The organism is Cohaesibacter intestini (assembly GCF_003324485.1).
GTDB lineage: Bacteria > Pseudomonadota > Alphaproteobacteria > Rhizobiales > Cohaesibacteraceae > Cohaesibacter > Cohaesibacter intestini.
Map to the genome: position 1 here is coordinate 55,423 of NZ_QODK01000005.1, position 20,225 is coordinate 75,647.

Consider the following 20,225-nt stretch of genomic DNA (forward strand, 5'->3'; position numbering starts at 1 on the left):
GCAAGAAACAGGATAGCTACTCGCCCGAAGGGCTGACCGCCAACCGCAAACTGTTCTGGATGGCCTGCGCCTTTGCTGTGGTGATGATCGCGCCGGTGCTCTGGATCCTGGGACTGTCGCTCAAGGACAACACGCTTCTGATGCGCGGCACCGATGCGGTTTTCTCCTCCCCCTATACGCTGGAGAATTATGGCAACCTGTTCCATTCGAGCCTTGTCTTCCGCTGGCTTCTCAATTCCACGATTGTTGCCATCGGGCAGACGCTTGGGGTGTTGACGCTGTCCTCGCTGGCTGGCTATGCCTTTGCACGACTTGAGTTTCCATTTCGCAAGACGCTGTTCGTCATCGTGCTGTTCGGCCTTGCTGTGCCCGAGCAGGCTGTGATCATCGCCCGCCACCAGATGTTCAGCTGGCTCAACATGCACAACAGCTATCTGGGACTGATGCTGCCCGGCATGTCGTCGGCTTTCGGGGTGTTTTTGATGACCCAGTTCTTCCGGGCGATCCCCAAGGAGATTGACGAAGCAGCTTTGCTCGACAACACACCGCGCTTCCGGATTTTCTGGCGCGTGCTGTCGCCGCTGACCATTCCTGCACAGGCGACATTGGGGATTTTCACCTTCCTGCTTGCCTGGAACGATTACTGGTGGCCGCTGATTTCAGCGACCAAAAAGGAAATGTTCACGCTGACCATCGGCATTGCGTCAACGCAGACCAACTTCGCTCAAAGCGAGGGGCTTGGTTTCCTTGCGGCGCAGGCGGTCTTTGCCTCGCTGCCTGTGGTGGTCGTCTACATCTTTTTCCAGCGTCACATTGTGACCGCTGTATCGGGAGGCGCCGTCAAATAGGCGGCGAACCAATTTTGCCGCAGTCGGATATCTGGGAGAGTTTCGGCAGGCTGCATCTAACGGGGGGGACCCCAAACTAGGGAGTGAGAAATGAAACGCATACTTCTGGCAACGGCGTCGGCTGCTTTGATGAGCATGTCATCGCCAGTATGGGCTGATACGACTATCGAGCTTCAGCGCTTCTTCGGTGCATGTGACGCGGACTATGGCGATGTAACCGATGTGTCCAAGGCTGTTGGCGAATGCGGCATCATCACCGCGCTGGTCAATAAGTTTGAAGCGGACAATCCGGGCATCGATGTCAATGTCACCACTGTGGAATGGCCTGGTTATGACCAGCTGAACGCACAGCTGGCCTCCAACGCTGCACCGGATGTTGTTTCCATGCATTATTCGGTCATTTCAGATTATTCGTCCCGCGGTCTTTTGATCTCGCTTGATGATGTTCTGAAGTCGCAAGACCTCAACCCTGCCGACTTTACCGACGCTGGTCTTGGTGGCGTGACCAAGGAAGGCAAAGTCTATGGCCTACCGTTTGATAACTGGACCATGCTGTTCCATGTCAACCTGAACCTGATGAAGGAAGCAGGCCTGGTCAACGCTGACGGCACGCCGGTTCTGCCCAATTCCCCAGATGAACTCTTTAAAATCGGCAAGAAATTCAAGGAAGCCACCGGCAAGCCTTATCTGGTGCAGATCTATGCCAACGAAACGTCGGCCTATGCGCGGATCTTCTACACGCTTCTGCAACAGCAGAAATCGGATTTCTTCTCCGATCCAACAAAGATCAACCTCATGACACCAGAAGCCAAGGCTTCTGCTGAATTCATGAAAAAAATCCATGATGAAGGTCTCAGCACCCTCGGTATGGATTATTCGGCAGCGGTATCCGGCTTTTCCAGCGGCAAAGGCGGTATTGCAGTCAACGGCACCTGGCTGATTGGTGACTTCGACGCCCAATCCAAGGAAGAAGGCAATGCACTGTCTGGTGGCTACACGGTTTATCCGGTTCCACAATTCTACGCAGCAAAGGACAGCACCTATGCGGATGGTCATGGCTGGGTGGTACCCCGTGGTGATCGTGACGACGAAAAAATGGAAGCAATCGGCAAGCTATTCAAATTCCTGAAGGAAAATAACTTCCAGTGGGCACGCACCGGCCACCTTCCGGCGGTCAAGTCGGTGTTTGAAATGGACGAATTCAAGTCCCTGCCGCATCGCGACAATATCGCGAAAATTGCTGAAATCGGGCAATCCCTGCCTCAGGAAGTGCTGCGTCAGTTTGCCATTCAGGACATCATTGGCAACGAGCTTGCTGCTGCAGTAAATGGCGATAAAACCGTTGATGAAGCATTAGAATCTGCTCAGGCGCGCGTCAACGATCTGCTCGAGGATATTTAATCTCGAGCTGTTTGATATGGCCAGATGGCAGGCCGGATTTCCAACCTTTCCGGCCTGCCTCCCATCTTCGCACATAGCCTTTGACCGCGCCCACGTCTCTTGCACCTTTGAAACGGTCCAGCAGCAGTGCGCCACCGGACCGTCGGCCGTTTTGCCGCCAGTCAGCATGACTGCGAAGGAGCGGCCAGCTCATCGGTCAGACTATGCATTCCCCGCCTGAATGGCTGGCAACGGTCAACCGAAAAGGGGCCCAACGGCGATATACAAGAAAGGGCAGCGGCGGGTGCCGCTGCCGATTGCGAAACCTGATTTAGGACTTGGCGCGATACGCATCTGGCATCACAAAAACCTCGTCAGCCCGTCCATAGCCACCATCCTTGACTTCTTCAACAAGGACCATAGTGTTCGGACGAGAGACCTCTCCAAAGAAGCTGACCATCAGTTCGGTTGTCTTGTGGATCAGATCTTCCTTCTGTGCCGAGGAAAGCGCGTCTTGTGGCAATTTGTAGTTTGCAAATGGCATTGGATTTTCCTTGTTTGAGTAAGGGTTAGACGAGACCGCCGTTGGCGCGAAGAGTTTGTCCACTAACCCAGCGGCCATCAGGGCTGGCCAAGAAGGCCACAGCGGCCGCGATGTCTTCCGGCGATCCGAGGCGCCCAAATGGGTTCATATCCTTGATATTCCTGACCAGTGCTTCGGGTTTTCCGGCCAAGAAAAGTTCGGTTTCCACCGGGCCAGGGGCCACCGCATTGACCGTGATGCCGCGCGGGCCAAGTTCCTTCGCCAACACATGGGTCATGGCCTCGACAGCGGCTTTGGTTGCGGCATAGATGCCATATGCGGGCTGGTAGAGGCCAACGACGCTGGAGGACAAGCTGACGATGGCACCGCCCTCCCCCATGCGATTGGCCGCCTCCCGCATCCCCCTGAACACGCCGCCCAAATTGATGGCGCATTGCGCTTCAAAGTCTGTGTCTGTCGCCTTGTTGATCGGACCAAGGCGCATGATGCCGGCATTGTTCACCAGGACACCAACGGTCCCATAGTCTCGCTCTGCGATATCGAACAGAGCCGCCATGCAGGTTGGATCGGCAACATCCCCTTGGATGGCAATGGCTTGACCACCCGCATCTTTGATCCTTTCGGCAATCTGGTTTGCGCCTGCTTCATCACGCGCATAATTGACTAGAATTTTATGACCGTCCTTTGCAAGGCGTAGCGCGATGGCGGCGCCGATCCCCTTGCTCGCACCTGTCACAATTGCGCTTTTGATTGGCTGTTTCATGTCGGTCTCCTTTGTGTTTACACAAGAGATAAACCAACATAGAATCCAGATAATTATACAAAATTCGGTTATATAATTCGGAAATTACGAACAAATGATGGACCGCCTTGATACGATGCGCCTGTTCGTCCGTGTGCTTGAGCGCGGAAGCTTCACAAAAGCAGCGACTGATCTGGGCATTCCCCGCTCAACAGCAAGCGAAGCCATCCAAAGGCTGGAGCGCGATTTGGAAAGTCGCCTGCTCGAACGCACCACGAGACACATCGCGGCAACCCCCGATGGTGCGGCCTACTACCAACGCTGTCTGACGATTTTGGCGGATCTGGAGGAAGCAGAAGGGGCGTTGCGAGGCCATCAACCTTCCGGCCTTTTGCGCATAGATGCCCCCGGCACACTGACACGGGCCTTTCTGTTGCCACAGCTGTCGACCTTTCTCACCCGATATCCCAAAATCTCGCTGCAACTTGGCCAGACGGAGAGACTGGTCGATCTGGTGCGTGAAGGCGTGGATTGTGTCATCCGCGCCGGAGATCCGGAGGACAGCTCCATGGTGATGCGAAGGCTTGCCAGCATTCCGGAGATCACCTGCGCCAGTCCCGCCTATCTTGAAACGTTCGGCACACCAATATCCGTCGAAGATCTCGAAGGTCATCGAATGGTTGGTTTTTTATCGTCACGCACCGGCGCGGTTATGCCGCTTGAATTCAAGGTCGGCAGGCATTTTGAAGAAATCCCCTTGCCTGCAACGGTGACGACCAATGACGCTGACACCGTGCACCACTTGGCACGAGAGGGATTTGGCCTGGCGCAAGCGCCAAAATATCGCTTTCTGGAAGATCTTGACTCTGGGCGTTTGGTGGAAGTCTTGGCCATGGCACCACCCCCGCCCTTGTCTCTTGCAGCCTACTATCCACAAAATCGACAGCTTTCCCCCAGAGTGCGGGTATTTCTGGATTGGGTGATCGACATATTTGAAGACGCCGCCCTTTGAACGCCAACCGTTATTTCCAATTGGGCCTTTATCCGAGCTTCAGGGTCAGAGCATCTTTGATAGTTTGCCAATCCGCAGTTTGAATCCATTCACGCCTGCAGCAAGGCTTTTGTGGCGTTCGCAACGAGACAAAAAGAAACCCGGATGAGCCAAAGCCTGTCTTGGGAGAGCTTGGGCACATCCGGGCATTCGAGCAGATAGTTGGATCAGGTTGGCCAGACCTGTTGAAGTTTTTCGCCAGACAGGATGCGGTCGCGAGCGGCGGCTTCCTCTTTACCAAGGGCATCGGCCTGATCAGCGACGGCTTTCACATGGGCTTTGGGAATGACGACGACACCGTCAATATCCCCAAAAATAACATCGCCGGGGGCAACCGTTGCCTTGCCGATCTTGACGGGAACCTGGCTTTCGACCGGCTCCTTCTTGCCCGTCACGCCAATCGGGCTGGGGGCGGTGCCGAACAACGGATAGCCAAGGCTGCGCACCTGCGCCAGATCGCGGACGGTGCCATTGACAATCGTCGCAGCCGCGCCGGCGGTTTTGGCACCCGTGCTCATCAATTCGCCAGAACAGGACCCCGGCGCACAGGAGGCTTCGCAGACAAGGATGCCGCCTTGCGGCACATTGTCGATGGCATTGTGATAAACGTCTTGCGGTTCGCCTTTGCGATCGCTTGGGGCAAATTGCACGGTGACGGCCGGACCGCACACCACATCGCCAGGTGCCAGAGCACCGAGCAGGGAAATGCCTTCCAGACATCCCCAAAGTCCGAGGGCTTCCATGCTGTCATGGATGTCACCCGAATACCATTTCTTCAGACGCTCAATGGCCTCCCAATCGGTGTCTGAATAATCGAAATCAGCCATCTTGATCCTCTTTCTTGGCTTGCTTCATGTTCGATTTTTCAATGGCTTGACGTAGATAATTAGCACTGGTGTCGATTTGCGTCCGTACCCGCAAGACTGCAGCGGCGGTCTCCCGGTTGCGAATGCTCTCAAAAATCTCGGCATGCTCTTGATAAGCGGTGCTGAGGGATTTGATCGGCACGCGGCTCGTCACGTGAATGACATCATTGATCAAGCCCGAAAAATTGTCGTAGATCCGCATCAGGATCTGGTTTTCTGTCGCGTGGACCAGCGCCAGGTGAAAGGCCACATCGGCGTCGACAAAGGCCGGAAAGTCCTCATCGTCACGCGCGGTCTTCATGGCTTTGAGTGCATCTTCGACCTTCGAGAAATCCGGCTTTTCCATGCCATTCAGGATTTCCAGCGTCTCGGATTCGATCATCCGGCGCACCGCCATCAATTGCAGCAGATAGTTGGAGTCGGAATAGAATTGCTGCCGGACGGAAACCGCCAGCGTTTCCAGATAATTGTTCACATCATCGCGCACGATCTCGGTGCGTTCGCCATGACGGCGCTGCACCAGACCCTTGACTTCAAGCTCCTGAACCGCTTCGCGGACAGCTCTGGTGGAGACGCCAAATTCCTTTGCAATGGCACTTTCCGATTCAAGTCTGTCACCGATCTTCAACTCACCGTTCAAGATCCGGCTTTCCAAAACCGAAGAGACCACGGAATGCAATCGACCACGCTTGAGTTGGGTCTGAACCATTTCCTGTGTTTGCGATGTGCCAGCCATTGTTTGTTTCATTCCCGTCATATGGTTTCGGTTGACAATACTCATGACATAAGTCATAAGTCAAGAGTATTTCATGCCTGCCGCCCTGTCACTGCGGCAAGCATAGGAGGATCATTCAGGGAGGTTACTTAGATGAGCCCACAATTCAAGCGGATCATGTCCACATCCGTCGCTGCTATCGCTCTTTGCACTCTGGCTGGCGCTGCGTCCGCAGCTTGGCCTGAGCGTGCGGTCACGATCATCGTGCCTTGGTCGGCCGGTGGTGGCACCGACGCTACGGCCCGCATGGTTGCAGCCAATCTGCAAGAGCATTTCGGCCAACCTTTCAACGTCGTCAACCGCACTGGCGGCGGTGGCCTTGTCGGCCATGCCGCACTCGCCAACGCCAAGCCTGATGGCTACACACTGGGTGTGATCACCATTGAAAGCACCATGTATGAAAGCCAGGGGCTACCAGGCGTAACCCCAAGTGATTATGACTATATCGGTCGCTACAATGCTGACGCAATTGGCATCAACATCTCCACCAAGGCTGATTTCGGCACGGCTGAAGAGCTGATTGCAGCGGTCAAGGCAACACCGGGCAAAATCAAGGCGTCTGGCGCAAACCGCGGTGGCCTGTCCCATCTGGCATGGGCTGGCCTGCTGAATACTTTGGACATCAGCCCCGACGCCAGCACCTGGGTCGCCTCAGCCGGTTCGGCTCCTGCCATGCAGCAGATCGCTGCCGGTGCCATTGACGTGGTCTCGACCTCTCCGGCAGAAGCACGCTCACTGGTAGAAGCAGGTGAAGTGAAGACCGTGGCACTGATTTCCGGTGAACGCAGTGAACTGTTCCCGGACATTCCGACCACGGATGAAATCTTCGGCATCAAATGGTCGCCGATGCCATTCCGCGGACTGGCTGCACCTGATGGCATTCCCGCAGACGTCATCAAGGAACTGTCCGTAGCGCTCAAAGACATCACCGAGAATGCCGAATTCAAGGACTTCATGAAGTCGCGCGGTTTCTCCGTCGCCTATCAGGATGCAGAAGGCTTCAAGGCAACCGTTACGGCGGCTCACAAGGGCCTTGCTGAAACCATGAAAGCTGTCGGCCTGGCCAAATAGGCCGCTGTGGAGACTGACACATGAGAATGAGTGACCGGGTCATTGGACCCGCATTGCTGCTCTTCGGAGTGGTGGTGATCTGGGGAGCCTATGGGCTCCCCTCTGTCCCCGGCGTGCGTTTTGGCGCAGACCTCATGCCGACTCTGATCGGAGCCTGTCTGATCGGGCTTGGCCTCGCCATCACCATCGGCAGCGTTTGGTCGCCGCAAAAAGGTTTGATCGACCTGTCCGAGTGGCAAGTGCCAGCACGCCACAAGCTTGCAGCCTTGTGGAGCATGATAGGCCTCGTGATTGGTGGCCTGCTGTTCGAAGAGATCGGCTTTCCTCTGCTTGGCGTCATCTACATGTCTGTGCTGATGACCCTGATGGGAACACGGCCGAAAACCACCGCAATCGTCTCGATTCTGGTTGTAGCAGCGCTTTATCTTGGCTTCTCCAAGGGCCTTCTTGTACCGCTGCCAGCCGGTCTGCTGGGAGGGCTTTTGCCATGAGTTTCGATATTCTCGCTTCTGCTCTGGGCATTGTTCTGCAGCCTGCAGTCCTGCTGTCCATCACCTTGGGGGCGATCTATGGCCTTTTCATTGGTGCCCTGCCGGGCCTGACGGCGACCATGTCCACCGCTTTGTTGGTGCCCATCACCTTTTATATGGATCCGCTGCCTGCCATTTCCCTGATTGTCTCCAGCACTGCCATGGCGATATCTGCCGGTGACATTCCCGGCACGCTCTTGCGCATTCCGGGCACACCGGCTTCGGCGGCCTATACTGATGAATCCTATCAAATGACGCTGAAGGGCAAGGCCAGTCAGGCTTTGTCTCTGGGATTCTTCTTCTCTGCCATGGGCGGTTTGATCGGTGCGACGGTGCTGTTGCTGATCGGGCCGATGCTGGCGCGGATCTCGCTGAATTTCTCAAGCTTTGAATTTTTCTGGCTGGCTGTGCTGGGGCTTCTGACCTGTGCACTGGTTAGCGGCAGCAACATCACCCGCGGCTTCGTCTCGCTGATGTTCGGCCTTCTCATCGCAACGGTCGGTCTGGATGTGACCACCGGCGCCCCACGTTTCACCTTTGGCCAGATCGAACTGATGGGAGGCGTCTCCTTCATTCCGGTAATGATCGGCATGTTTGCTTTTTCCGAGATTTTGCGCGGCTTCACCACCAGCAAAACCGGGGCTCAAAAAATGCCGGAACTGGGACGCATTGTCCCCTTCAAGGGCATCGGACAATTGTTGCGCAAATATCCCTTCTCGGCCCTGCGCGGGGCGGCCCTTGGCACATCTGTGGGCGCATTGCCCGGAGTGGGTGGCGATCTGGCGGCCTGGATTGCCTATGGCATGAGCCGCCGCTTCTCCAAGACGCCGGAGAAATTCGGCACCGGCCATCCTGAGGGTCTGATCGAGGCGACTTCCTCCAACAATGCAGGCCTGTCAAGCGCCTGGATCCCTGCTCTGGTGTTCGGCATTCCCGGTGATGCAGTAACCGCCATCGCGGTTGGCGTGCTGTTCATGAAGGGGGTTGCTCCCGGGCCTCGGCTGTTTGTCGAGAATCCGACCATGCCGACCGCCATCATCATGACCTTCTTTGTTGCCAACCTGTTGCTCTTCCCACTCGGCTTTGTTGCCATCAAGGTGGCGCGTCATGTTCTGAGCATTCCGCGCTCGGTGATCGTCCCGATCATCCTGATCTGCTGTTTTCTCGGCTCCTATGCCGTCAACAACACCCTGTTCGGTGTCTGGATCATGCTGATTGCCGGGATCGTCGGTTATCTCATGGAACGCAACGGCTTTCCCATTGCTCCGGTCATTTTGGGGCTGGTTCTGGGCCCGGTTCTGGAGCGCAACTTCATTATGTCGATGCAGATTGCCAATGGCGACCTGATGGGCTTTTTCGAACGCCCCATTGCCTGCGGGCTCGGCATCCTGATTTGCGGGATTTTCTCCCTGGCAGTGCTTAATGGTCTGCGACGCTGGATGACCGGTGAAACCGCCAAAAGACGGCAGAAATTGCTGACCGAGGCCGAACAGGTGGCACGGACACAGAATGGTGACGCCTGACGTCACAACAGATTGATACGCATGACTGCAAAGCTCCCATTCCGGTCATGCTGGAAATAAGTGAAAGGAAACCAAGATGTACAACCCTTTTTCCGTTGAAGGACGCGTGGCCATTGTGACCGGCGGTCTCGGACAGATCGGGACCCAGATTTCGACAACCCTTGCTCAGGCAGGCGCCAAGGTGGCGATCTATTCGCGCCGTCCGTTTACCGCAGAGCAGATTGCCGAGAAGTTTCCCGGCCTCGAAGGCAATATCAAGGTCTATGAAGCCAGCGTCACCGACAAGGATGCGCTGGAAGCGGCGACCGAACAGCTGATCAAGGACTGGGGTGTTCCTGACATTCTCGTCAACAATGCCGGTATCGACTCCAAGCCGGACGGTGATGCCGATCAGAATGCCCCCTTCGAAGTCTATCCGAAGAAATATTGGGATGACATCATCGAGACCAACCTGACCGGCGCCATGCTGACATCGCAGGTGGTTGGCACCAAGATGGCCGAAGCTGGCAAGGGCTCCATCATCAATATCGGCTCCATGTATGGCATGGTGTCCCCCAATCAGGCCCTTTACGCCTATCGTGAAGAACGCGATGGCAAGCCCTTCATCAAAGCCATCTCTTATGCGGCTTCCAAATCGGGCCTGATCAATATGACCCGCTATCTGGCCACCTACTGGGCCAAGAAGGGGGTCCGCGTCAATCTCGTCACGTATGGTGGGGTTAAGACCGGGTCCTTCGACAAGGAGTTCATCGACGCGTTTCTTGAGCGCGTCCCAATGGGCCGTCAGGCTGATCTCGGAGAATTCAGCCCGATCATTCATTTCCTTGGTTCCGATGCCTCCACCTATATGACCGGAGCCAATCTGGTTCTCGATGGTGGCTTCACCAGCTGGTAGGCCGTTCGAAACAGTCCCCGAAGTTCCCTCCCAGGAACCGCGCTCAGGCCTTCGGCGGGCCCCCGCCTGCCGAAGGCCACCTTTTGGAGAGGAGACAAAATATGACCAAAATTGCACTTGTAGTCAGTGGCGATCTGCGAGAAAGCGCCAACACCACTTGCTGGCCTGCACAAAAGGCCATGGAAGCCAAGCTTTCTGCCGTGCTTGCTGATCTGGGACACGAGTTGTGGCGCGCCCACCCGATCAAGCCTGAGGGCCATGGCTTCATTTCATCCCAGCGCGAAGGCATGGATGTCTTTGCCGGGATTGATCCGGACATGCCGCTCATCATTGCGGAGGCGGTCTGGCAATATTCTCACCATGTCTTGCCCGGTCTGACGACCCACAAGGGGCCGATCCTAACGGTCGCCAACTGGTCGGGACAATATCCCGGTCTGGTCGGCATGCTCAATCTCAACGGTTCTTTGACCAAGGCGGGGATTGCCTATTCGACGCTCTGGAGCCGCGACTTCGACGATGCCTTCTTCCTCGACGGCCTGAAAACATGGCTCGCAGACGGGAAGCTGTCCCATGATCAGAGCCACGTTAAACCCTTCAGCCCGGCGCTTGCCGACGAATCCGATCGTGCTGCGGCCGCCCAGATTGCCGATGAGTGGCGTCGCGACAAGCTGATCATGGGTGTGTTCGATGAGGGCTGCATGGGCATGTATAATGCCATCATTCCCGATGAGCTGTTGATGCCGATGGGGGTTTTCAAGGAACGCCTGTCTCAATCCGCCCTCTATTTTGCCGCCACGCAAGTGCCCGACGATGAGGCGAACGCTGCCTATCAGTGGATGCTTGATCGCGGCATGACCTTCCATTTCGGTGCTGACCCGAAAACCGAGCTGACCGAAGATCAGGTCATCGATCAGTGCCGCATGTATATCGCAGCGGTGCGGCTTGCCGATCAGTTCGGCTGCGCGGCCATCGGCATCCAGTATCAGCAGGGCCTGAAAGATCTCTGGCCCGCCTCCGATCTGGTCGAAGGCATGCTCAACAATTCCGAGCGCCCGCCAGTCGCGCGCGCCGATGGATCCGTCATTCGCGATGGCGAGCCGGTGGTGCATTTTAACGAGGTCGATGAATGCGCCGGACTTGATGCCCTGTTGATCAACCGCGTGCACGCGGCCCTTGGCCAGCCGGTCGAAACCACCTTGCATGACATTCGCTGGGGAGATGATGACGCCTCCGGAACGATGGATGACTTTGTCTGGGTCTTCGAGATTTCAGGCGCCGCACCACCCGCGCATCATCCGGGCGGCTGGGCCGGTTCAGAAAGCTATCGCCAGCCTGCGATGTTCTTCCCTGCCGGTGGTGGCACCCTGAAGGGATATGCCAAACCCGGAGACATTGTCTGGAGCCGTATTTTCGTCAAGGACAATGCGCTGCATATGGACATCGGTCGCGGCAAGGCGGTTGACCTGCCAGCCGAGGAATGCGAACGCCGCAGCAAGGCAACCGACTATCCTTGGCCGATCATGAGCGCCGTGCTCAGTGGCGTCAGTCGTGACACCATGATGGGCCGACATCAGGCCAACCATGTGCAGGTTGCCTATGTTGATGACGAGGCAGCCGCCCGCCGCGCCATTGGCATACGCGCTGCTCTGGCGACAGAGCTGGGGATTGCCGTTTCTCTGTGCGGTGACATCTAGAAGCCACAAATGCGATGAAAAACAAAAGCCGCGCTCACACTGTGGGAACGCGGCTTTTGCTTTTGCTGCATTGGTTTGGGAGAGACAGACCCCACTGCGAGGCAGGAAAGGAATGGTCCAGCCGTCGTTGCCACACACATTCCAACACTTCTGCTCCGGGTCACCATCCAGATGGGGTGAGCCAGAACACGCTGAAATCCCTCCTGTCTTGCCGTTTGGCACTCTCAATCAAAACCAGTCAACGAAAGCAAATCCAAGTGCGATCAAAAGTCATTCCGCTCTTCTTGTTGTCCCTTCTCGCTCTTCCTCTTGGTGCCCATGCAGATTGTAGCACAGGGAAACGTTCCAGCTACATCTTGCAGGGGGATGAAGCAATTGACCCCCAACACGGATTGATCTGGAAAAGATGTGCGGTAGGCATGCGATGGGATGCAAATGGCAAAACCTGCATCGGTGAGGTACAAAATCTCGGGCTCAATGCAGCTCTTGACTTCACAAAGCAGGAAGGCAATGGGTGGCGCGTGCCATCCGGCCAAGAATTGGAGACACTGCTCGTCAACAGCTGTGATCATCCGGGCGTTGATGCAATCGCCTTTCCCTCTATTGATGCCTCCGATTTTGGTGAAGGCGCCAAATTCTGGACATCGACAGAAGCAATTCCAGGCATGTTCTATTATTTTGACTTCACCAACGGCTTTGTGGACATGCACAGCCAGGGCTTCCGGTTGTCAGTACTGCTTGTGAAAGACATCAAACGGTAGGAAAGGAACGACACTCTTGTCACACATCCCCCCCACAGCAAGCTCAGACCATCAACCCAAAGCAGCTGTGTGATCAACAGGAGGGCGACGCGTAAAGCGCCGGTTTGGCTGAGTTTTCTCGGCAAGTTGTTCCCCCTACGGGCAAGACTTGCCGGGAAGAATGTGATGGCGCGGCGGGAGCGTCAGATGTGGTACCCGTAGCGTTTTAATATGTCGACGGCCGTCTTTTTATCCATGAAGCCTCTATGCACTTCATTTACAACATCCTTCACACCACTTTCAGCGCTCTTCATCATGTCATATTTTGCATCATCCGGCGTCAGCATGATGTAGGATTTGTCGACATGGCTATAGACCAGCTTCACATCTTGCCCATATTTCGCACGGAGCTGACGCTCCGCATCAACCGAATTCATCAGGGTTTCAAGGCGAACCCTGCGATCCTCTGCGATGGATCGCTCGGAGTTGCTCAATTCCAAGGGGTTCTCGTTGGTCCAGCGGCCACGACTATGTGTGAAATCCTCATTCATGTAAGCGAATGTAGCGCCATCCGGCAAAGCCTCCAGCGCCTCCGTTTCCACTTCCATGAGGAAGCCCTGCTTATCTAACCTGATGATATCACTAGCGTATTTTGACGCTGCTCCCTCTGCACTTTCAGCATCGTCATCCATCGCCGCAACAATTTCCATCATCGCCCTGGTATCGGATGGGGAGAGCGTGCGCAGCAGAGACACCCCATCCCGCTCGTCGACGCTATGACCTGCCACGATAATTGACAATCCATTGATATGAACCGATTGCACGGAGCTTTCCGGGGCTGCGTCTTCCTGCAACGCCAAAAGAGCGGCTTTTGTTTCAGCCGCGACGAATGGTGTTGGATAGGCGCCATCAGGCGCTTTGGGGGGCGAGGCAGCTTTGGCATTTGGCTCAACAGAGGACTTCGCGTACGCCTCCGACTGGGATGCGCTCTTTGCCAAAAAGCTGATAGACACCTTCGTCGGTATGGTGCCAAGAATGGGGAGTTGCATAATGCCATCCTCTAACGTCAAGAATACGCCTTGGAGCAACTCAAGCAAAAGATGTGCCAAAATCTGACAAATAGCGAAAATTGCAACCCGCCAGTCACAATGAACAGGGATTCTGTATTTTCGAGGGGGCAATCTCGATGGAATGTTGCGGATCTAAAGGCCAGAAGACCGACGCACCATCGGCTCCGGTCTCTGACCGATCATTTCATCCATGAAGCAATTGCCGATAGGACAAATGCACTTCTGGAAACTTCAGCAGATCGAGCTGTGACGCGGCATCCTGAATATCGTCTCTCAGCGCAGGAAGTGCGCTTTGATCATCCGTCATGATCGCAATCTCCACGAATGAACCAAGCCCGTCAATTCGATCCAGGGTCACGTGGAATTTCCCGACAAAGTAGATATCTCTGTGTTTCCGGATCTGCCATTTTTCCTCAAAACCGAGAGACTTCAACATGGACAGGGCCTTGTCATAGTCAGGCAAGCCCATAGCGATGCACTCGTCCTTGGCCGGCCCCTTCGAGATCCAGAGAACCCTGCCGGATGGTTGCATATGCCTCAGAGTCTGAAACTGATTGTTGGCCTCAAGCCGATTATCCGCAAAATCGAGACATGTATCGGTTTCCGTGTTGCCGATCGTGAAGGGAATGGCCGCCATAAGCTCAAGGCGTTTCAGGACAGATGGGAGATCGTCGACCTGAAACTTCCTTTCCACCTCAAAGCGCCCTTTGAAATGGTCACCGGGATCAGCCAGCATTCCTTTGGTTTGAAGACTTGAAGAGATTGGTTGCATGGGATCAGCTCTGCTTTGTTGTTCTGACGCCCAACTATGTGGAAACGACCCCAAGACCATTCATCGGTTATCCAGCATTTGCAATTGGGGATCGAACGATTAATCGGGTTTGATCACATCTAACACGAAGCATGTGACGCTTCCGCAAGTCCATTGCAATGAGCCCCAAAAGAAACCCATTCGATCAACCCCAAACCAACAAAGTCATGGCGCCAGAGATGGTCCCGCCTTTTCGGATAATGAGCAGTCGATCCTCTGCCATTATCTGGATCTGCACCTCACATTGATCGAAACACCCTATTTGATGCCATTCATCACCAAGCGCTTCAAGTCCGTGGTGCGATAGGGTGCGTTGCGAGCACCATAGCCATTATTGCCGCCATGCTTCTCGATCGAAGCTTCGGTCGATTGCTCCGTTTTGAACGCCAGTTTGCCCTCAGCGAGAAGCTCTGTCAGAGGACGAGGATGCCCCAACAAATAGCCTTGCCCTTCATTGCATCCTTCGATCCTTAAAATTTCCATCTGGCTCGAGGTTTCAATGCCCTCAGCAAGAACCGGAATCTCAAGGCTCTTACCCAGAGCCAACACAGCGCGCACGATGGCCTTGGACTGGATATCCGTCTCGATTTCATCGACGAAGGATTTGTCGAGCTTGATTTTGTCGAAGGGATAAGTCCGCAAGATTTCAAGTGACGAATAGCCCGTGCCGAAATCATCCAGTGCAATACCGACACCCAGTTGCTTGATCTGCCGCATGATATGCAAGGAGCGCAGCTTGTCTTTGACCAGCGCGGTTTCCGTCAGCTCCAGCTCCAGCCGACTTGGCGACAGACCGGTCTCCAGCAATATCTCATGGACCTGCCGTGGCAGATCAGAATCCACAAACTGGACTGCCGAAACATTCACCGCAATACGATAGGAATTATCCCAGGAAACAGCATCCATGCAGGCTTTGCGCAACACCCATTTCCCCAAGGCGCCAACCAGGCCACTTTCCTCAGCAATCGGAATGAAAATGGCAGGTGAAATGGGGCCTTCTTCGGGATGGGTCCAGCGCAACAAGGCTTCAAACCCACGGATCGCAAGTTCAGGGCCCAGAGACGTCTGAACCTGATAATGCAAGGTTAGCTCATCCCGCTCCATGGCCTGTCTCAAAGCGTCAGCCATCTGGCGCCGCCTGCGCAAGTCGGCACCGATTTCGGCGTCATAAAAGCACAGATCCTCAATCATATTGTCTTTGGCATAGTACATCGCGATGTCAGCATTCTTGGCCAGCTGATCAAGATCCTGCGCATCGTCAGGCCAAATCGCGGCCCCCAGACTTGCACCAATCGCGGTTTCAGAATCCCCAACCGGGATAGGCTGCCTGACAGCCTCTCCCAACCGGCGGGCAAGCGCCAAGACTTCCTGTTTGTCGGAAAAAGGCTTGAGCACCGCAAATTCGTCTCCCCCCATGCGGGCAACAAACTCGCCATTGGTCAGAAGAGCCTGCAAGCGACGAGCCACAACGCGCAACACTTCATCGCCATGCACATGCCCCAGCATATCGTTGACTTCCTTGAACCGGTTCAGGTCAATACAAACCACAGCCAGTTTGTTGTTCGATGTCTCGTGCCAGTCGAGCATTTCGATCAGTTCATGTTGGAAACCGGTTCGATTGGGCAAACCCGTCAGCGCATCATGAACAGCCAAATGGTGAAGCTGGCGGTTCGAAGTCGTCCGCATGTTGCTATCGATCAGATAGCTGGTCAGACCTGCACCGATGATGATCAACGCAGCAATGGTGATGGCCAATGCGAGGGCTGAAACAGCCTGTGAATCAATGTCCGAAAAGGACTGACTCATAGGCGTGACACTAAGGGCTGTCATGCCAGAAAAATGCAGACTGACGATGCCGAACACGAAGAGACCGACCGCAGCGGAAAACCGGCGACGATCAAATTTTTCATGCCAGATCAATGCCGTCGCAGCAGAGCTGCAGACAACGGGAATAGCGATTGAGACATAGACAAAATCGAGATTCCATTCCACCAAACCGACAATACGATAGGCAAACATGCCAACATAATGCATGGCAGCAAATGACAAGCCAGCCAAGGCACCACCAATCCAGCGTGACACGGGACTGGCAACAAGGCTGCAGGCACCAAAACTGATGAAAAGACCGAGCATGGCCACAAGGAGCGACAGAATAGTCAACGTCGGATCAAACGACACGGGGGCTTCTGGCTCATAGGCCAGCATGGCCACAAAATGGGTTGCCCAAACTCCGCCAGCCCCGGCAACAGACGCCAGAAACTGCCAGCCAAGCCTTTGCGGATCACTGGAAACGACACTCCGATGCAGCAGTTGCACCGTCACAGTTGCCCCAACCGGGCAAATTAAGGCCGCGACCAACACAAGAACGAGATTATGATCAAAATAGATACAGCTGAGGACCGTTAGCATTCAGAAGGGGCCTTCATGAGGTTAATTATGACCCCATCTGTACAAAGCAAATATTGTTATCCCCTTTATATTCTAGGAAAAATACGTGCTTTCCGGTTTGAAATTTGTTTTCTGCATCAACGACAAAGTTCGGAAGATCCACGTCAGACCCGCACAAAACAGCGCCATTCGACACGCCCCAAAACGGAACCGCCGCATTCTGAAGCCGACGACAATTCGGACACAAAACAAACCGTCTGACCTTATTCTGTGGGTCTTATTTCACCAGTATCCAACACCGGAGAGGCGTCCATATCCTCTGCATCCAGCATCGTGGCCACCCTCTCAAGGCTGGCCACCAGCATGGCTTGCTCCCAATCTTCCATGGCTGCGAATTTTCGCACAAATCTTTGCTGCAAGGGGTCAGGCGCATCACGCAACACAGCGCGTCCCGCATCCGTGAGCAGAATGTTGATCTGCCTTCGATCCTGAGTGGATTTCTCACGCACAGCCACCCCGTCACGCACGAGCTTGTCTACCAGAGATGTAACCGTGCCCTGCGAGACGCGCATGCGCAGTGAAATGGTCTTGGCCGTGGCATATCCGTGCTCCGCGACAATTTGCAAAACACGAAACTGGGTGGGAGTGACGCCACTGGACTGTCGGATTTCGCGACCGAACAATTCTGTCGCACGCACAATCCGTCTCAGGGCAATCAAGCTGCAGTCGATGCGGTCCAAGTGGCCTCCAATGATCTGACTGGTGAAGAACACGACTTTGTTTGAACACGGCAATATTACTTGGATTACTTTGTGAAAGCAAAACTTTATTTAATTTGAAAATCAAAGCATATAAACGCAAATATCTCCCGAAACTCGGCGAAAATGGCCGATTTTCGCCATAAATCAATTTATATTGCTTTGATTGTTGAAATTATTAAGCAGCCATGTTAGTTCGATACGCAAAGCGAAAAGGAGCTCATCAAATATGCAACATCCCGCTAAAAACATGCGCCGTCCCCGCCCTGTCCTGCGCACGCCCTGCGCCAAAGATGGTGCCGAGATCTGGAAACTTGTTCGGGATTGCCAACCGCTTGACGAAAACTCGATGTACTGCAACCTGCTGCAATGCGATCACTTCGCGCAGACCTGTGTGTTGGCGGAACAGTCAGGCGAAGTCGTTGGCTGGATTTCAGCCTACATCATGCCCAATGAGCCAGACACACTATTTGTCTGGCAGGTCGCAGTTGCAGAAAAAGCGCGCGGGCTTGGACTGGGCAGCAAGATGTTGCAGTCCATTGTCGACAGGCCGCTCTGCGAAGACGTGACCAAGCTGCAAACGACCATCACGGCCGACAACGAGGCATCCTGGGCCTTGTTCGGCAAGTTTGCAAAAAGTCAGGACTGCAAGTTGGCCATCCAGCCCTACTACACGCAGTCGAAGCACTTTCAGGATCGCCACGACACTGAGAACCTGGTCACGATCCGGCTCACCGAGCGTGCGGCACTGGCGGCTTGAACCATCGCCCCATCAATCCTGAACCCTGCACTCTTCTCATTTTTCAAATGCCAAGGAAACCGTATGTCTTCAACACCCGTCAACACTGAAATTTTCACACGCCGCGAGTCGCAAGCGCGCAGTTACTGTCGGGGCTTTGACACAGTGTTCACCTCTGCGAATGGTTCAGAGATGACCGACCATAACGGCACATGCTACATCGACTTTCTGGCAGGCTGCTCTTCCTTGAATTATGGGCACAACGACCCCGATCTCAAACAGGCCCTCATTGACCATATTCAGGCCGATGGCATTGCCCATGGCCTCGACATGCACACGGATGCCAAAGCCGCGTTCATCGAAGCATTTGAGACGCATATCCTTGCCCCGCGCAAGATGTCGCACAAAATCATGTTCACTGGACCAACGGGCGCCAACGCCGTGGAAGCTGCGATGAAGATTGCACGCAAGGTCACAGGACGCTCCAACGTGATCGCTTTCACCAACGGGTTCCACGGTGTCACCCAAGGTGCACTGGCGGCAACCGGCAACGGCTATCACCGCGAGGGATCCGGGGTGCCTTTGCACAATGTCACCCGCATGCCTTTTGACGGTTTCATGGGGGCCCCGGCGGATACGTCAGCTTTCATCGAAGCCATGCTCACCGATCCCTCTTCAGGAATGGATGCACCTGCAGCCATCATTCTCGAAACGGTGCAGGGCGAAGGCGGCCTGAACACGGCCTCTGCTGAATGGCTGCACCGCATTGCCAAAATGGCCAAAAAGGCAGGTGCGCTGCTAATCATCGACGATGTGCAAGCCGGGTGCGGGCGCACCGGGCGCTTCTTCTCCTTTGAAGAGATCGGGCTTTCCCCTGACATCGTAACATTGGCCAAATCGATCTCCGGCTTTGGACTGCCAATGGGGCTCGTCTTGGTCAAACCGGAACATGACGTCATGGGCCCGGCAGAGCATAACGGCACCTTTCGCGGCAACACCCATGCCTTTGTCACGGCGCGCGCCGCGATTGAAAAATTCTGGACCGACAAGAGCTTTGAACAGGATATTGCCCGCCGAGCCAGACTGATCGAGCAAGGCTTGCAAGCCATCGCCGACATGATCCCTGGCGCACGTCTCAAGGGCCGCGGCATGATGCGCGGCGTTGATGTGTGCAGTGGTGCGTTGGCTGGCGAGATTTGCGCCCGTGCCTTTCAGAACGGCCTCATCATCGAGACCTCTGGGCCAGAGGATGAGGTGATCAAGATCCTTGCTCCCCTGACGACACCGGATGAGATGCTTCAATCCGGTTTGGACATTCTCATCGATGCCGCACAGACTGTGCTGGGCATTCACAAATACGCAGCGGAGTAAGACAATGATTGTGCGCAACCTCAACGAGATCATCAAAACGCAACCCGATCGCGTGGTGTCAGATGCCCAATGGAGCAGCATTCGCATGCTTCTGGCGAATGACGGCATGGGCTTTTCCTTCCACATTACATTCTTGCAAGCGGGCTCCGAGCACACCTTCGAATATAAGAACCATTTCGAGAGCGTCTTCTGCATGCAGGGAACCGGGTCGATCACCGATATTGCGACCGGGGAAACCCACGAGATCAAGCCCGGTGTGATGTATGCGCTGGACAAGCATGACCGACACATCCTCAAAGCAGAGGAAGAGCTGGTCATGGCCTGCTGCTTCAACCCGCCCGTAACCGGCAAGGAAGTGCATCGCGAAGATGGCTCCTATGCCGCCGCAGAAGATCTAGAATCAGCTTGAAAGGCTCCGACATTGCTCGG

General features: G+C 54.9%; 20 protein-coding genes. 12 read left to right on the forward strand and 8 right to left on the reverse strand.

What is annotated here, in order from left to right; genetic code table 11:
• Positions 1-59: 59 nt before the first annotated feature.
• Together DSD30_RS16905 and DSD30_RS16910 are read left to right on the forward strand one after the other, a co-directional pair.
• Positions 60-848, forward strand: coding sequence for a carbohydrate ABC transporter permease (locus DSD30_RS16905; protein WP_114011123.1), 789 nt, complete (start codon positions 60-62; stop codon positions 846-848).
• Between the two features lie 90 nt (positions 849-938).
• On the forward strand, positions 939-2,249 hold the full coding sequence (locus DSD30_RS16910; protein WP_114010920.1) for an extracellular solute-binding protein: 1,311 nt from the start codon (positions 939-941) through the stop codon (positions 2,247-2,249).
• 310 nt (positions 2,250-2,559) lie between these two features.
• On the opposite strand, the gene DSD30_RS16915 is transcribed toward DSD30_RS16910, so the two are convergent.
• Together DSD30_RS16915 and DSD30_RS16920 are read right to left on the reverse strand one after the other, a co-directional pair.
• A complete protein-coding gene (locus DSD30_RS16915) occupies positions 2,560-2,772 on the reverse strand; it encodes a tautomerase family protein (protein ID WP_114010921.1) in 213 nt (70 codons plus the stop codon).
• A 25-nt stretch (positions 2,773-2,797) separates the two neighbouring features.
• Positions 2,798-3,535 (reverse strand): SDR family oxidoreductase, encoded by a 738-nt coding sequence (locus DSD30_RS16920; protein WP_114010922.1) that lies wholly within the window; start codon positions 3,533-3,535, stop codon positions 2,798-2,800.
• A gap of 97 nt (positions 3,536-3,632) precedes the next feature.
• On the opposite strand from DSD30_RS16920, the gene DSD30_RS16925 reads away from it, so the two are divergent.
• On the forward strand, positions 3,633-4,526 hold the full coding sequence (locus DSD30_RS16925) for a LysR family transcriptional regulator (RefSeq protein ID WP_114011124.1): 894 nt from the start codon (positions 3,633-3,635) through the stop codon (positions 4,524-4,526).
• A gap of 206 nt (positions 4,527-4,732) precedes the next feature.
• Here the strand turns inward: DSD30_RS16925 and DSD30_RS16930 are convergent, their stop codons facing one another.
• A complete protein-coding gene (locus DSD30_RS16930; RefSeq protein ID WP_114010923.1) occupies positions 4,733-5,392 on the reverse strand; it encodes an RraA family protein in 660 nt (219 codons plus the stop codon).
• Positions 5,385-6,167 (reverse strand): FadR/GntR family transcriptional regulator, encoded by a 783-nt coding sequence (locus tag DSD30_RS16935; RefSeq protein WP_171022112.1) that lies wholly within the window; start codon positions 6,165-6,167, stop codon positions 5,385-5,387. Before DSD30_RS16935 ends, DSD30_RS16930 begins: the two co-directional genes overlap by 8 nt.
• A 132-nt stretch (positions 6,168-6,299) precedes the next feature.
• On the opposite strand from DSD30_RS16935, the gene DSD30_RS16940 reads away from it, so the two are divergent.
• From DSD30_RS16940 to DSD30_RS16965, 6 genes are all read left to right on the forward strand, one after another.
• The gene (locus DSD30_RS16940) at positions 6,300-7,277 is read left to right on the forward strand and encodes a Bug family tripartite tricarboxylate transporter substrate binding protein (protein ID WP_245418520.1); all 978 of its coding nucleotides are present in this window, start codon (positions 6,300-6,302) and stop codon (positions 7,275-7,277) included.
• Positions 7,278-7,297: 20 nt separating this feature from the next.
• Complete coding sequence (locus tag DSD30_RS16945; protein WP_114010925.1) at positions 7,298-7,768, forward strand: tripartite tricarboxylate transporter TctB family protein; 471 nt, start codon at positions 7,298-7,300, stop codon at positions 7,766-7,768.
• Entirely contained in the window at positions 7,765-9,330 is a 1,566-nt protein-coding gene (locus tag DSD30_RS16950) for a tripartite tricarboxylate transporter permease (protein WP_114010926.1), read from the forward strand. Before DSD30_RS16945 ends, DSD30_RS16950 begins: the two co-directional genes overlap by 4 nt.
• 76 nt (positions 9,331-9,406) lie before the next feature.
• A complete protein-coding gene (locus DSD30_RS16955; RefSeq protein ID WP_114010927.1) occupies positions 9,407-10,225 on the forward strand; it encodes an SDR family oxidoreductase in 819 nt (272 codons plus the stop codon).
• Between the two features lie 101 nt (positions 10,226-10,326).
• Positions 10,327-11,919 (forward strand): fucose isomerase, encoded by a 1,593-nt coding sequence (locus DSD30_RS16960; protein ID WP_114010928.1) that lies wholly within the window; start codon positions 10,327-10,329, stop codon positions 11,917-11,919.
• A gap of 14 nt (positions 11,920-11,933) precedes the next feature.
• Positions 11,934-12,680: an Lcl C-terminal domain-containing protein gene (locus tag DSD30_RS16965; protein WP_198663009.1), complete on the forward strand. Its 747-nt coding sequence runs from the start codon at positions 11,934-11,936 to the stop codon at positions 12,678-12,680.
• 182 nt (positions 12,681-12,862) lie between these two features.
• Here the strand turns inward: DSD30_RS16965 and DSD30_RS16970 are convergent, their stop codons facing one another.
• From DSD30_RS16970 to DSD30_RS16990, 4 genes are all read right to left on the reverse strand, one after another.
• Positions 12,863-13,708 carry a hypothetical protein gene (locus DSD30_RS16970; RefSeq protein WP_157967752.1) on the reverse strand — a complete coding sequence of 282 codons (846 nt, stop codon included), beginning with the start codon at positions 13,706-13,708 and terminating at the stop codon, positions 12,863-12,865.
• 205 nt (positions 13,709-13,913) lie between these two features.
• The gene (locus DSD30_RS16975; protein WP_114010931.1) at positions 13,914-14,501 is read right to left on the reverse strand and encodes a class IV adenylate cyclase; all 588 of its coding nucleotides are present in this window, start codon (positions 14,499-14,501) and stop codon (positions 13,914-13,916) included.
• A gap of 297 nt (positions 14,502-14,798) precedes the next feature.
• Positions 14,799-16,862, reverse strand: a complete 2,064-nt coding sequence (locus DSD30_RS16980) for a putative bifunctional diguanylate cyclase/phosphodiesterase (RefSeq protein WP_245418521.1) — start codon at positions 16,860-16,862, stop codon at positions 14,799-14,801.
• A gap of 329 nt (positions 16,863-17,191) precedes the next feature.
• Positions 17,192-17,668 carry a MarR family winged helix-turn-helix transcriptional regulator gene (locus DSD30_RS16990; protein ID WP_114011126.1) on the reverse strand — a complete coding sequence of 159 codons (477 nt, stop codon included), beginning with the start codon at positions 17,666-17,668 and terminating at the stop codon, positions 17,192-17,194.
• A gap of 247 nt (positions 17,669-17,915) precedes the next feature.
• On the opposite strand from DSD30_RS16990, the gene ectA reads away from it, so the two are divergent.
• The 3 genes from ectA to DSD30_RS17005 all read left to right on the forward strand — a co-directional run bounded on the left by ectA (position 17,916) and on the right by DSD30_RS17005 (position 20,205).
• Complete coding sequence (gene ectA, locus DSD30_RS16995; protein WP_114010934.1) at positions 17,916-18,446, forward strand: diaminobutyrate acetyltransferase; 531 nt, start codon at positions 17,916-17,918, stop codon at positions 18,444-18,446.
• A gap of 63 nt (positions 18,447-18,509) precedes the next feature.
• Complete coding sequence (gene ectB / locus DSD30_RS17000) at positions 18,510-19,796, forward strand: diaminobutyrate--2-oxoglutarate transaminase (protein WP_114010935.1); 1,287 nt, start codon at positions 18,510-18,512, stop codon at positions 19,794-19,796.
• Between the two features lie 4 nt (positions 19,797-19,800).
• Positions 19,801-20,205 carry an ectoine synthase gene (locus DSD30_RS17005; protein WP_114010936.1) on the forward strand — a complete coding sequence of 135 codons (405 nt, stop codon included), beginning with the start codon at positions 19,801-19,803 and terminating at the stop codon, positions 20,203-20,205.
• Positions 20,206-20,225: the final 20 nt, after the last annotated feature.